Annotated in this window: 10 protein-coding genes, 1 pseudogene and 1 riboswitch; of the genes and pseudogenes, 8 read left to right on the forward strand and 3 right to left on the reverse strand. The window is 71.7% G+C overall.

What is annotated here, in order from left to right; all coding sequences use genetic code 11:
* The first annotated feature begins 130 nt into the window (after positions 1–130).
* On the forward strand, positions 131–1,168 hold the full coding sequence (locus AB0O11_RS24130; protein ID WP_363390583.1) for a MazG family protein: 1,038 nt from the start codon (positions 131–133) through the stop codon (positions 1,166–1,168).
* A 26-nt stretch (positions 1,169–1,194) separates the two neighbouring features.
* Here AB0O11_RS24130 and AB0O11_RS24135 read toward each other — a convergent pair whose 3' ends face one another.
* On the reverse strand, positions 1,195–1,617 hold the full coding sequence (locus tag AB0O11_RS24135; RefSeq protein ID WP_363390586.1) for an SDR family NAD(P)-dependent oxidoreductase: 423 nt from the start codon (positions 1,615–1,617) through the stop codon (positions 1,195–1,197).
* 278 nt (positions 1,618–1,895) lie between these two features.
* Here AB0O11_RS24135 and AB0O11_RS24140 point away from each other — a divergent pair, with 278 nt between their 5' ends.
* The 7 genes from AB0O11_RS24140 (at position 1,896) to AB0O11_RS24170 (ending at position 10,194) form a co-directional block, all read left to right on the forward strand.
* Complete coding sequence (locus AB0O11_RS24140) at positions 1,896–3,221, forward strand: cytochrome P450 (RefSeq protein ID WP_363390589.1); 1,326 nt, start codon at positions 1,896–1,898, stop codon at positions 3,219–3,221.
* Positions 3,222–3,440: 219 nt separating this feature from the next.
* Positions 3,441–3,609: riboswitch (cyclic di-AMP (ydaO/yuaA leader) on the forward strand.
* Positions 3,610–3,614: 5 nt separating this feature from the next.
* Complete coding sequence (locus AB0O11_RS24145) at positions 3,615–4,535, forward strand: transglycosylase family protein (RefSeq protein WP_363390592.1); 921 nt, start codon at positions 3,615–3,617, stop codon at positions 4,533–4,535.
* A 334-nt stretch (positions 4,536–4,869) separates the two neighbouring features.
* Positions 4,870–6,156 carry a phosphopyruvate hydratase gene (gene eno / locus AB0O11_RS24150; protein WP_224281265.1) on the forward strand — a complete coding sequence of 429 codons (1,287 nt, stop codon included), beginning with the start codon at positions 4,870–4,872 and terminating at the stop codon, positions 6,154–6,156.
* A 141-nt stretch (positions 6,157–6,297) separates the two neighbouring features.
* Positions 6,298–6,816, forward strand: coding sequence for a septum formation initiator family protein (locus tag AB0O11_RS24155; protein WP_363390595.1), 519 nt, complete (start codon positions 6,298–6,300; stop codon positions 6,814–6,816).
* Positions 6,788–7,459, forward strand: a complete 672-nt coding sequence (locus AB0O11_RS24160; protein ID WP_363390598.1) for a DUF501 domain-containing protein — start codon at positions 6,788–6,790, stop codon at positions 7,457–7,459. Before AB0O11_RS24155 ends, AB0O11_RS24160 begins: the two co-directional genes overlap by 29 nt.
* Complete coding sequence (locus tag AB0O11_RS24165; RefSeq protein WP_363390601.1) at positions 7,456–8,397, forward strand: Ppx/GppA phosphatase family protein; 942 nt, start codon at positions 7,456–7,458, stop codon at positions 8,395–8,397. The genes AB0O11_RS24160 and AB0O11_RS24165 overlap by 4 nt, the downstream gene beginning before the upstream one ends.
* Positions 8,398–8,826: 429 nt before the next feature.
* The gene (locus tag AB0O11_RS24170) at positions 8,827–10,194 is read left to right on the forward strand and encodes an NAD(P)/FAD-dependent oxidoreductase (protein WP_363390604.1); all 1,368 of its coding nucleotides are present in this window, start codon (positions 8,827–8,829) and stop codon (positions 10,192–10,194) included.
* A 178-nt stretch (positions 10,195–10,372) separates the two neighbouring features.
* On the opposite strand, the gene AB0O11_RS24175 is transcribed toward AB0O11_RS24170, so the two are convergent.
* On the reverse strand, positions 10,373–12,931 hold the full coding sequence (locus AB0O11_RS24175) for an FtsX-like permease family protein (protein ID WP_363390607.1): 2,559 nt from the start codon (positions 12,929–12,931) through the stop codon (positions 10,373–10,375).
* A 46-nt stretch (positions 12,932–12,977) separates the two neighbouring features.
* A pseudogene (locus AB0O11_RS24180) lies at positions 12,978–13,145 on the reverse strand (ABC transporter ATP-binding protein); the annotation flags it as partial.

A 13,145-nucleotide genomic window follows, 5' to 3' on the forward strand; every position in this document is an offset into this window, starting at 1 on the left:
AGCGACGGCACCGACCCGGTGGCCGCTGCCGACGTCCCGCGCTGTAACGGGGACGCCGCGCCCGGGCCTGGGGTGGGAGCTCCGGGAGAAACGGGCGGGCGGGGTGAGGGCGCGGAGGTAGGTTCGGGGTGTGACGACGAATGCTGTGCCGACGAAGACTCCGGGCGCGAAGCTGATCCTGCTGACCACCACCCACCGGGTGGCTCCCGGCCTGCTGGCGTGGCCGGCGTGGGAGGCGCTGCGGTCGGCGGGGCGGGTGCTGGTGGGGGACGAGGGGCACCCGCAGGTGGCGGCGGTGCGGCAGGCCGGGGTGGTGGTGGAGGCCGTGCCGGCCGGGTCGGCGCCCGCGCTGGCGCGACTGCTGACCGGGCAGCCCGCCGGGGCCGGGCCGACGGTGTGGCTGGGCAGTCCGGACGGGGACCCGGGACTGACCGACGCGCTGGCGCGGCTCGCGGTGGAGCACGCCGGCGAGGTGCCGGAGATCGAGGTGCTGCCCGGCTCGTACGACCTGCCGGGGTCACGGCTGCTGGACCTGGTGACGGTGATGGACCGGCTGCGCTCCCCGGGCGGCTGCCCCTGGGACGCCGAGCAGACGCACGAGAGCCTGGTGAAGTACCTGGTCGAGGAGGCGTACGAGCTGGTCGAGGCGATCGAGGAGGGGGACCGGGAGACGCTGCGCGAGGAGCTGGGTGACGTCCTGCTGCAGGTGTTCTTCCACTCCCGGATCGCCGAGGAGCACCCGGCCGAGCCGTTCACCATCGACGACGTGGCCGGGGACATCGTCGAGAAGCTGATGTACCGGCACCCGCACGTGTTCGGGGACGTCGAGGCCGGGGGCGCCGCCGAGGTGGAGGCGAACTGGGAGCAGCTGAAGGCGGCCGAGAAGGCGGACCGCGAGTCGGTGCTGGACGGGGTGCCGGCCGGGCTGCCCTCGTTGGCGTACGCGGCGAAGCTGGTGTCCCGGGTGCGCCGGGCGGGCTTCACGGGGGTGCCGGACGAGCCGTACGAGCTGCCGGCCGAGCTGACCGCCGACTCGGCGGGCCGGCTGCTGCTCGCGGTGGCGCAGCGGGCGTACGACGCCGGGGTGGACGTGGACGCGGCACTGCGGTCGGCCGCGCGCGGCTACCGGGACGCGGTGCGCGCGGCCGAGGGCCTCAAGCCGGAGTGACGGGCCCGGGCTCGGAGTGACGGGCCTCAGGCCGCCGTGGCGGCGGGCTCAGGGCGCCGCTGCGGCGGGACGAGTTCGCCGATGGCCTCGCCGACGAGGACGACGAGTTCGGCGAGGCGCTCCAGGTCGAGGTGGTCGGGCAGCTCGGCCAGCGAGACGATCCGCTCGCCGTCCGGGCCGGCCACGGCGAACAGGTCGATCGGTCCGAGGTGCTTCTCGGCGGTGTCCACGAGGGCGGCGACGTCGCTGGGGCGGCGGATGTCGCCGCAGACGCCGACGACGGGGCAGCCGGTCCGGTCGAGCTCGGAGGCGAGGTCCTCGGCGATGCCGACGTGCTGGTCGGCGATCAGCATTCCGGTGGCGCCGGCCGCGGCGAACCGGCGGGCGAGGCCCGCGCCCGACCCGCCGTCGAGGACCGCGATGACGACGACTGACCCGCTGATCCGCATGGCCTGCTCCTTCCCTGTGGACGACACCGCACCGGCGCCCACGCGTACTGCGGAGGATCGTAGGCAGGTCCTGACCCTCCGCAACAGGGATTACCCCTCAGGTGACCAGGCTCACGCCCGCCTCGCGGCCAAGAGTCGGCCAAGAGCTGTCCACGGGCCGTCCACGGCCCGTCCATGGGCGGGCCATGGAGTGTTGGTGCGCCGGACGCGATCCGCCGGCGGGGAGCGGCGGCCCGCCGGAGGGAGGGCGGGCCCGTCGCACCGGATACGGTCGGTCCATGCCAGCTCAGCCCGACCCCGCCCGGCCCGCCGCCGCGCCCTTTGACGCCACCGCCCCGCAGCTGTTCACCTGGGAGTTCGCCGCCGACCCGTACCCCGCCTACGCCTGGCTGCGCGAGCACGCCCCGGTGCACCGCACCACGCTGCCGAGCGGCGTCGACGCCTGGCTGGTGACCCGGTACGCGGACGCCCGGCAGGCGCTCGCGGACGGCCGGCTGTCGAAGAACCCGGCGCACCACAGCGGGCAGGCGCACCGCACCGGCCGGGTGGGCATCCCGGGGGAGCGGCAGGCGGACCTGATGACCCACCTGCTGAACATCGACCCGCCGGACCACACCCGGCTGCGCCGGCTGGTGTCGAAGGCGTTCACCCCGCGCCGGGTGGCCGAGTTCGAGCCGCGGGTGCAGCAACTCACCGACCGGCTGATCGACGGCTTCGCGCAGCGCGGTTCGGCGGACCTGATCCACGAGTTCGCCTTCCCGCTCCCCATCTACGCGATCTGCGACATGCTCGGGGTGCCGGCCGAGGACCAGGACGATCTGCGTGACTGGGCGGGCATGATGATCCGCCACCACGGCGGGCAACGCGGCGGCGTGGGCCGGGCGGTCAAGCGCATCCGCGCCTACCTGGTGGACCTCATCCACCGCAAGCGGGCCGACCTCGGTGACGACCTGATCTCCGGCCTGATCCGTGCCAGCGACCACGGCGAGCACCTGACGGAGAACGAGGCCGCCGCCATGTGCTTCGTGTTGATCTTCGCGGGCTTCGAAACCACCATCAACCTGATCGGCAACGGCACCTACGCGCTGCTGCGCAATCCGGAGCAGCGCCGGTTGCTGCAGGAGTCGGTGGCGCGCGGGGAGACCGCGCTGCTGGAGAGCGGGATCGAGGAACTCCTGCGCTACGACGGGCCGGTGGAGCTGGCGACCTGGCGGTTCGCGACCCGGCCGCTGACCATCGGCGGGGTGGACATCCCGGTCGGCGACCCGGTGCTGGTGGTGCTGGCGGCGGCGGACCGCGACCCGGCCCGGTTCGCGGACGAGAGCACCCTCGACCTGGCCCGGGCCGACAACCCCCACCTGGGGTTCGGGCACGGCATCCACTACTGCATCGGTGCCCCGCTGGCCCGGCTGGAAGGGCGCGCCGCGCTGGCCACGCTGCTTTCCCGGCTGCCCGATCTGCGGCTCGCGGAAAGCCCGGAGAATCTCCGCTGGCGCGGCGGTCTGATCATGCGTGGGCTGCGCGAACTCCCGGTGGAATTCAGTCCGGAGAGCCGCTCCCCGCACACGCCTCCGCACGCTCCTTCCGCGCCCTCGGCGCGCTGAGGTCACGCGACGGACGTCGCCGATCGGCTGCCGCCGAGGGTGTGAACACCCATCAATCCGGACATAACGCCGCCGCTGGTAGGCGATCGGACACGGGCCGTAATTTTCGTGTGATATTGACGATATGAGCTTGTGATTGGTCTGATGATCTGTCTACTCTCCCTGGAGTTCGCAGCTGCGGACCTCGTGCGCGGAACGCCGAATCCTGCCCGCCGCGCCACGGGAAACCGACCAGAACCCTGGGCAGGGGCGGGGGAACCAGGTTTGTTGCCGTCTCCCCACGGCTTGGGGTGAAGCCGCCCGAGCGGAATCGTTTCCGCGTACGGCGGCCGGGCCACCTCCCGGTCCGAACCCGACAGCTCACCTCGCAGGCGTACGGAGAGGGACCTCTTCATGCTGTTCGTTGGAACTGGCCGTCACCGTCGTCGCACCCAGGCCGAGAAGGCCATCGCCGTCGCCGGTGTGGCCGGCGTCGGACTCGCGATGCCGCTCCTCACCGCCACCGGCGCCTCCGCCGCCCCGGCCTCCACCTGGGACTCCGTCGCCCAGTGCGAGAGCGGCGGCAACTGGAGCATCAACACCGGCAACGGCTTCTACGGCGGCCTCCAGTTCACCTCCAGCACCTGGAAGGCGTACGGCGGCACCGCCTATGCGCCGCAGGCCAACCAGGCCAGCAAGGCCCAGCAGATCTCGGTTGCCGAGAAGGTGCTGGCCTCGCAGGGGCCGGGCGCCTGGCCGGTCTGCTCCCAGAAGGCCGGTCTGACCAAGGGCGGCGCCCCGGCCGTGGTCGACACCTCCTCGGACGCCAAGGCGCAGTCCGCCCCCAAGCAGCAGACCCCGAAGCCCGCCGCCAAGCCGGCCGAGAAGCCGGTCGCGCAGAAGCCGGTCGCGCAGAAGCCGGCCGTCCAGAAGCCGGCGCAGAAGCCCGCCGCGCAGCCGGTCCAGCAGGCCGTCCCGCAGCAGCAGGCGCAGCCGCAGACCCCGGGCTTCTCCGGCAAGGCCGGCTGGGACGCCGACGCCAAGGTGTACTGGTACCAGAACAACGGCGCCTGGTACTGGACCAGCCACCAGGGCGTCTACCAGCAGTACGCCGGCCAGGCCGCCGCCCAGCCGCAGTACGCCCCGCACGCCGCGCAGTCGGCCCCGCAGGCCGCCGGCCACGACTACACGGTCCGCGCGGGTGACACCCTGTCGACCATCGCCGCCGCCCAGGGCGTGTCCGGCGGCTGGAACGCGCTGTACGAGCAGAACCACGCCACCGTCGGCGGCGACCCGAACCTGATCCTGCCCGGCCAGGTGCTGCACCTCGGCTGAGCCGTCGCGGCCGGCGCCGGGCCGTCGTGCCCGACGCCGGTCCGTCACGTCCGGCGCGGAGCCGTCGCACCCGGCGCCGACGCCGTTCCGTCCCGACGTCCGAAGGGGGCCGGTCCTGCCGGTCCCCTTCGTCCGCATTCGCCCGCTCCGGTGGGACAAGCTGGGGCAAGCAGGTGAACTACCGGTGGGTAGTGGGGCCACACGCTGAGACGGGACCGAGGTCGGCGTGGCCCCGGGAGCCCGGGCGGTTAGGCTCTGGTCGTAACGACTCCGCAATCGTCCTGCTGACAGCACCACCGTCAGACCGGACCCTGCTTCCGCAAGGAGATGCCTCGTGCCGTCCATCGATGTCGTCGTAGCCCGTGAGATCCTCGACTCGCGCGGCAACCCCACGGTCGAGGTCGAGGTCGGCCTCGACGACGGCAGCACGGGCCGTGCCGCCGTCCCGTCGGGTGCCTCCACCGGTGCCTTCGAGGCGCTGGAGCTGCGTGACGGCGACAAGAACCGCTACTTCGGCAAGGGTGTCGAGAAGGCCGTCCTGGCCGTCATCGAGCAGATCGGCCCGGAGCTGGTCGGCTACGACGCCACCGAGCAGCGCCTGATCGACCAGGCCATGCTGGACCTGGACGCCACCCCGGACAAGTCCTCGCTCGGCGCCAACGCCATCCTGGGCGTCTCGCTGGCCGTCGCGCACGCCGCCTCCGAGGCCAGCGACCTGCCGCTGTTCCGCTACCTGGGCGGCCCGAACGCGCACGTCCTGCCGGTCCCGATGATGAACATCCTCAACGGCGGTTCGCACGCGGACTCCAACGTCGACATCCAGGAGTTCATGATCGCCCCGATCGGTGCGGAGTCCTTCTCCGAGGCCGTCCGCTGGGGCGTCGAGGTCTACCACACGCTCAAGGGCGTGCTGAAGGAGCGCGGCCTGTCCACCGGCCTGGGCGACGAGGGCGGCTTCGCCCCGAACCTGGACTCCAACCGCGAGGCCCTGGACCTCATCGTCGAGGCCATCCAGAAGGCCGGCTACGTGCCCGGCCGTGACGTCGCGCTGGCCCTGGACGTCGCCTCCTCCGAGTTCTACGAGGACGGTGCCTACCAGTTCGAGGGCAAGGCGCTCACCTCCGCCGAGCTCATCGAGTACTACGCCGGGCTGGTCGCCGCCTACCCGCTGGTCTCCATCGAGGACCCGCTGGACGAGTCGGACTGGGACGGCTGGAAGGCCATGACCGAGAAGCTGGGCGACAAGGTCCAGCTGGTCGGCGACGACCTGTTCGTCACCAACCCGGCCCGCCTGGCCCGCGGCATCGAGACCGGCACCGCCAACGCGCTGCTGGTGAAGGTGAACCAGATCGGTTCGCTGACCGAGACCCTGGACGCCGTCGAGCTGGCCCAGCGCAACGGCTACCGCTGCATGATGTCGCACCGCTCCGGCGAGACCGAGGACGTCACCATCGCCGACCTGGCCGTCGCCACCAACTGCGGCCAGATCAAGACCGGTGCCCCGGCCCGCTCCGAGCGCGTCGCCAAGTACAACCAGCTGCTGCGCATCGAGGAGATCCTCGACGACGCCGCCGAGTACGCCGGCCGCGGCGCCTTCCCGCGCTTCCGCTCCGCGGAGTGATCAGCACCGCCACGCGGACTGTCGAGCACGGCAAGCACGAGGGCCGGGCGTTCCCGGTGACGCACGCCTGACCGGTGCCCCGCCGTCCACCCCGTAGGGTGGACGGCGGGGCACCGTCGCGACCAGGAGGGGATACGGGAGATGGCTGGCTGGAGGATCCCGGGCTTGGCGGCCCGGCCCCGGTTCACGAGCCGGGCGACCGTCCTCGTCCTGGTGCTCTGCTCGCTGGTGGCGATCCTCGCCTACCCGACGCGGCAGTTCATCTCCCAGCGCGCCGAGATCTCCGCCCAGCGGGCGAAGGCCGACCACGCGCGCCAGCAGGTCGAGCAGCTGCGCCGGGAGAAGGCCCGCTGGCAGGACCCGGAGTACGTCAAGGCGCAGGCCCGCGCCCGGCTGCACTACGCGGTGCCGGGGGAGACCCCGTACATCGCGGTGGATCCGGCCGGTCGGTCCTCCGCCCAGCCCTCCTCGTCCGCGGCCGGTGCCGCCCCTTCCCAGAACACAGCCCCCGGAAGCGCCGGTGAGGCGAAGGCCGCCAAACCCTGGTACGTCGGCATCTGGGACTCGGTGGACGCCGCCGACACCGCTGCGGCGGCCCCCGCCACCCCCCTTCCGCTCCCACCGTCCCCCGTTGGAGACACCTCCCCCCATGACCACTGAGAACCACCCCACCGTCTCCGACGCCGATATCGCGGCCATCGCCGCCCAGCTCGGCCGGGTGCCGCGCGGCCTGCGCGGCGTGGCGCACCGCTGCCCCTGCGGCAACCCGGACGTCGTGGAGACGGCGCCCCGGCTGCCGGACGGCACGCCGTTCCCCACGCTCTACTACCTGACCTGCCCCAAGGCCGCCTCGCTGATCGGCACCCTGGAGGCGGAGGGCGTGATGAAGGAGCAGAGCGCCCGGCTCGCCGAGGACCCGGAGCTGGCCGCCGCCTACCAGAAGGCGCACGAGGACTACATCGCCCGGCGCGACGCGATCGAGGTGCTGGAGGGCTTCCCGAGCGCGGGCGGCATGCCGGACCGGGTGAAGTGCCTGCACGTGCTGGTCGGCCACTCGCTGGCGGCCGGCGAGGGCGTCAACCCGCTCGGCGACGAGGCGCTCGGCATGCTGGAGGACTGGTGGGCCAAGGGCCCGTGCGTCTCCCCGGCCGAGGTCGAGGCCGCCGGTGAGCGGGTCGCCCGCAACCGTGCCAAGGGGCAGGACCACGAGGCCGTGATCGCCGCCAAGCAGCAGAAGACCGCCGAGCGCGCCGCGAAGAAGCGCGCCGCCGACGAGGCCGCGGCGGAGCAGGAGTCCGAGTGAGCACGACCCGGGTGGCCGCGATCGACTGCGGCACCAACTCGATCCGCCTGCTGGTCGCCGACCTCGACCCGGAGACCGGGGAGATCACCGACCTGGACCGCCGGATGATCGTCAACCGGCTGGGCCAGGGCGTGGACCAGACCGGCCGGCTGCACCCGGACGCGCTGGCCCGCACCTTCGCGGCCTGCCGGGAGTACCAGGAGATCATCTCCGGCTTCGGCGTCGGCCCCGAGCGGCTCCGCTTCGTCGCCACCAGCGCCTCCCGGGACGCCGAGAACAGCGACGAGTACGTCAAGGGCGTGCGCGACATCCTGGGCGTCGAGCCCGAGGTGGTGAGCGGCGAGGAGGAGGCGCACCTGTCCTTCGTGGGCGCTACCAAGGAGCTGACCGGCGGTCAGTTCCCCGCCCCGTACCTGGTGTTCGACCTCGGCGGCGGCTCCACCGAGTTCGTGCTCGGCACGGACGACGTGCAGGCGGCGCGTTCGGTGAACATCGGCTGCGTGCGCCTCACCGAGCGGTACTTCGGCGACGCCGAGCTGCCCTCCGAGGAGCAGGTCGCGGCGGCCCGGGCGCACGTGCGCGCTGAGCTGGACCGGGCCGAGGAGGTCGTCCCGCTGACCGGCGCGGCCACCCTGGTGGGCCTGGCCGGCACGGTCACCACGGTGTCCGCGATCGCCCAGGGCCTGCCCGGCTACGACTCGGCGGCGATCCACCACTCGCGGGTGAGCCGGGAGCGGGTCGCCGAGATCGCCCGGGAGCTGCTGGCCGCCACCCACGCCGAGCGCGCGGCCATCCCGTCGATGCACCCGGGCCGGGTGGACGTGATCGCGGCCGGGGCGCTGGAGCTGCTGGAGATCATGGAGCGCACCGGCGCCGCCGAGGTGGTCGTGAGCGAGCACGACATCCTCGACGGAATCGCCTGGGGTATTGCCCCCTGACCCCGTGCAGGGCTTACCCGGACCGGCCCCGACACCCCTTTCGGGGGGTCGGGGCCGGGGCGCGCCCGAGCCCGGACGGGAAAGTTCGTGAATTTCTTCACATGGCGATCCGGTCATTCGTCGCACCGGCTCGCCCGCTACGTCCGAAATGTGGGACCGAAGGCCCGCCGACCGGGTCGCCCATGAGATCGCAGGTCAGACCTGGTTCGAGGTTTGAATATCGAAAACACGCGCGGGAACCCGGGCGTTGTGCGGATCGTTGCTGCTCAGGCCGGTAGTGCTCCGGCGCGCGTTCGCGCGGGGTCGCCCAGGGGTGCGGGGCCCCGCGCCGGGCCCGGTTTTGCGGCCGCGCAGTGTAGCACGGGGGGTCCGTCAACTTGTGACCGGGCTCACGAAGGCTGCTCCGGACGGTGCTGGATACTTTCGGATATGAGCACCACGGAGCGTCCTCGCATCCTCATTGTCGGCGGTGGTTACGTCGGCCTGTATGCCGCGATGCGCATCCTCAAGAAGATGCGCTACGGCGAAGCGACCGTCACGGTCGTGGACCCGCGGTCGTACATGACGTACCTGCCCTTCCTCCCCGAGGCGGCCGGCGGCAACGTCGCGCCCCGCAACCTCGTCGCGCCGCTGCGCAGCGCCCTCAAGCAGGCGGAGGTGCTGACCGGGTCCGTCACCGGCGTCGACCACGCCCGCAAGGTCGCCACCATCCAGCCCGCGGCCGGCGACAGCTACGAGCTGCCCTTCGAGTACCTGGTCGTCGCGACCGGCTCGGTCTCCCGCACCTTCCCGATCCCGGGTCTGGCGGAGAACGGCATCGGCATGAAGACGGTCGAGGAGGCCATCGGCCTCCGCAACCACGTCATGGCGCAGCTGGACAAGGCCGAGTCCACCACGGACGAGGAGATCCGCCGCAAGGCGCTGACCTTCGTGGTGATCGGTGGCGGCTTCGCCGGCATCGAGACCGTCGCCGAGATCGAGGACATGGCCCGCGACGCGGCCAAGCTGTACAAGACCGTCAGCCGCGAGGACATGCGCTTCGTGGTGGTCGAGGCGGCCAACCGCATCCTCCCCGAGATGGGCCCGGACCTCGGTCTGTGGACCAAGGAGAAGCTCGAGGAGCGCAACATCGAGGTCTACATCGAGACCTCCATGGACTCCTGCGTCGACGGCCACGTCATGCTGAAGAACGGCATGGAGATGGACGCCTCCACCATCGTGTGGACGGCCGGCGTGAAGCCGAACCCGGTGCTGGCCGAGTTCGGCCTGCCGCTGGGCCCGCGCGGCCACGTCGACACCGCGCCGACCCTCCAGGTCCAGGGCTTCGACTACGTCTGGGCCGCCGGCGACAACGCCCAGGTGCCGGACCTCGCCGCCGGCGAGGGCGCCTGGTGCCCGCCGAACGCGCAGCACGCCTGCCGCCAGGCCGTCGTCCTCGGCGACAACGTGGTCTCCGGCATGCGGGGTTTCCCGCAGAAGGAGTACAAGCACAAGAACCTCGGTGCGGTCGCCGGTCTCGGCCTGCACAAGGGCGTGGCGATCCTCTTCGGCAAGTACAAGCTGAAGGGCCGTCCGGCCTGGTGGTTCCACCGCCTGTACCACGGCGCGATGGTGCCGACCTTCAACCGCAAGGTCCGCGTCTTCACCGACTGGACGCTCGCGATGTTCCTCAAGCGCGAGATGGTCGGCCTCTCCCAGATGGAGAAGCCGCAGCTTCCGATCCAGGAGGTCACTCCGCCCACCAAGCCCGTCGAGGCCGCCAAGCCGGCCGCCGACAAGGAACTCGCGAGCAAGTAAGCGACTGAGACCCCGGTGTGGGAGCACCGGGGTATGAGTCGGAGGCCCTCCGCCCGGCAGCATTGCCGGACCACGACCTCCGTGGTGCTCAGCCGGCCGTGCGACCGGGCGGAGTACAGAAGTAGAAGGTCCCCTGCCGAAACCTTCGGCAGGGGACCTCTCTCGTTCCGGGGACCGGTCAGTCGGTCTTGATGCTCGACAGGATGTCCAGCTTGGACGCCCGGCGGGCCGGCCAGATCGCGGCCACCAGGCCGACCGCCCCGGCCAGCGCCAGGAACAACGCCAGCTGGCCGTACGGCAGGACCGTGGTCAGGCCGGAGAGGCTGGACTTCAGGGTGCCGTTGATCGCCCAGGCGATGAAGCAGCCGAGCAGCAGGCCGATGCCGGCGCCGAACAGCGAGATCACCACGGACTCCAGACGGACCATCCGCTTGATGCCCCCGCGGTCCAGGCCGATCGCCCGCAGCATCCCGATCTCGCGCTTGCGCTCGAAGACCGACATCGCCAGCGTGTTGACCACGCCCAGGATCGCGATCAGGACCGCCATCCCGAGCAGGCCGTACATCACGTTCAGCGCGAAGGTGATGGTCTGGCTGAACCCGTCCCGGATGTCCTGGCGGGACTTCACCTCGATCACCGGGTTGGCCCCGGTGGCGTCCTTGATCGCCTGCTTGAGGCCGTCGGTGGCGCCGTCCTTGCCCTTGACCAGGACGTCGGAGATGTACGGCTTGGGCTCGTGCTTGGCGATCTCGCTGTTGGCCAGCATGACCTTGCCGAGCACGCCGCCCGCCTTGTACACGCCGCTGACGGTGAGCTGACCGGTGGACTCGTCCGGGAAGGTCACGTTCAGCACCGAGCCGGTGGTGGCGTTCAGCTTCTTGGCGGCGTCCTCGTCGAGCAGCAGCTGGCCGCTGCCGAAGCCGGCGGTGGAGCCGCTGGTCAGCTGGACGTCGGCGAGCTGGTCGAGGGTGGCCGGGTCCAGGCCGCTGATCGTCTTGTAGGTGCCGTTGAGCTTCCAGTCGGTGGTGGTCATCGCCGAGGAGGCGGCCACCCCGGGGGCCTTGGCGATCTGGGCGGGCACCTGCGCGGACAGGCTCATGCCGTTGGCGGCCCCGACGACGAAGTCGGCCTTCATCGAGCTGGTGACGGCCCGGTCGATGGTGTCGTTGACCGAGGCGCCGATCACGGTGAGGCCGGTGACCAGGGTCAGACCGATGGTCAGCGCGGCGGCGGTGGCCGCGGTGCGGCGCGGGTTGCGCACCGCGTTCTGCTGGGCGAGCTTGCCCGGGGTGCCGCCGAGTCCGCGCAGCAGCGGGCCGACCAGTGCGACGACCGGACGGGAGAGCAGCGGCAGCAGGACGAACACGCCGATCAGGGTCAGGAAGGCCCCCAGGGCGACCGGTATCCGGCCGCTGTCGTTGCCGGTGGAGGCGCCGTAGCCGATCAGTGCCAGGCCGCCGGCGGCGAGCACCGAGCCGATCGTGTTGCGGACCACCAGGCTCTTCTGGGAGACCGGCTGGTCGCCGCTGCTCATCGCGGCCACCGGGGCGATCCGGGAGGCGCGGATGGCGGGCAGCAGGGCCGAGGCGACCGTCACCAGGATGCCGACCACGACCGTCACCACGATGGTGAGCGGCTTGATCACCAGCGAGCCGTTCGGCATGTTCTCGTTCATCGCGCCGATCAGCGACTGCATCCCGGCGCCGATCCCGACGCCGGCCAGCAGACCGGCCACGGCGGAGACGGTGCCGATCAGCAGGGCCTCGATCAGCACGGACCGGGTGACCTGCTTGCGGCTGGCGCCGACGGCGCGCATCAGGGCCAGTTCCTTGGTGCGCTGGGCGACCAGCATGGTGAAGGTGTTGGCGATGATGAAGATGCCGACGAAGAGCGAGATGCAGGCGAAGGCCAGGAACATCGTGCGCAGGCTGTCGGTGGCCTTGGTGATCATGGCCTGCTCGTCGGCGTTGAGCTTGGCGCCGGTCTCGACGTCGAACTGGGGGACGGACGGCACCTTGGGCTGGGCCTCGGCGAGCAGCGCGTCCTGGCTGGTGCCGGGCTTGGCGGTGAGCACGATGCTGCTGTAGCGGCCCGGCTCCAGCAGGGTCTGCTGGGCGGTGGCCTTGTCGAACAGGGTGAGCGTGCCGCCGGTGTTCACCACCGGGTCGTCGGTGGTGAAGATCCCGGTGAGCTTCGCCTCGACCACCGGCCCGTTGGCGGCCACCCGGACGGTGTCGCCGACCTTGTAGCCGCCCTTGTCGGCGGTCTTGCGGTCGAGCGCGATCTCCTTGGCGGCCTTCGGGCCCTGGCCCTCGACCATCGGGTAGCGCGGGTCCTTGCCGTCCTGGCCCGGCGCGAAGTTGGCACCCTTGGCGGCCCAGAACTGGCCGATCAGGTCGCCCTTCTTGTCGGCGACGCCGGTGAAGCCGCTGACCACGCCACGGGCGCCGGCGGAGCCCGGCAGGGCGGCCAGCTGCTGGAGGGTGGCGTCGGTGAGGGTGGCCGAGCCGCCCTCACTCTTCTGCCGGGTGGAGGCGCTGGAGCCGGCCGCGCGGTCCACCACCTGGACCGAGACGTCCGAGTAGCTCTTGGAGTTGCTGTCCCGCATGGCCTTGCCGAAGGTGTCGGAGAAGACCATGGTGCCGGCCACGAAGGCGGTGCCGAGCATGACGGCCAGCGCCGTCATCAGCAGTCGGCCCTTGTGGGCCAGCACGTTGCGCAGTGCGGTGCGATACATGGGGTGTCCTGGGAGGGTCGGTGAGCGGGCTTCGGCTGCCGGTGTGTCAGCTGGTACGGCCCTTGGCGTCGAAGCGGCGCATGCGGTCCAGGACGGTGTCGGCGGTGGGGTTGTGGAGCTCGTCGACGATGCGGCCGTCGGCGAGGAAGACGACGCGGTCGGCGTAGGAGGCGGCGACCGGGTCGTGGGTGACCATGACGACGGTCTGGCCGAG

It is taken from the genome of Kitasatospora sp. NPDC093102, assembly GCF_040683915.1.
Classification (GTDB): domain Bacteria; phylum Actinomycetota; class Actinomycetes; order Streptomycetales; family Streptomycetaceae; genus Kitasatospora.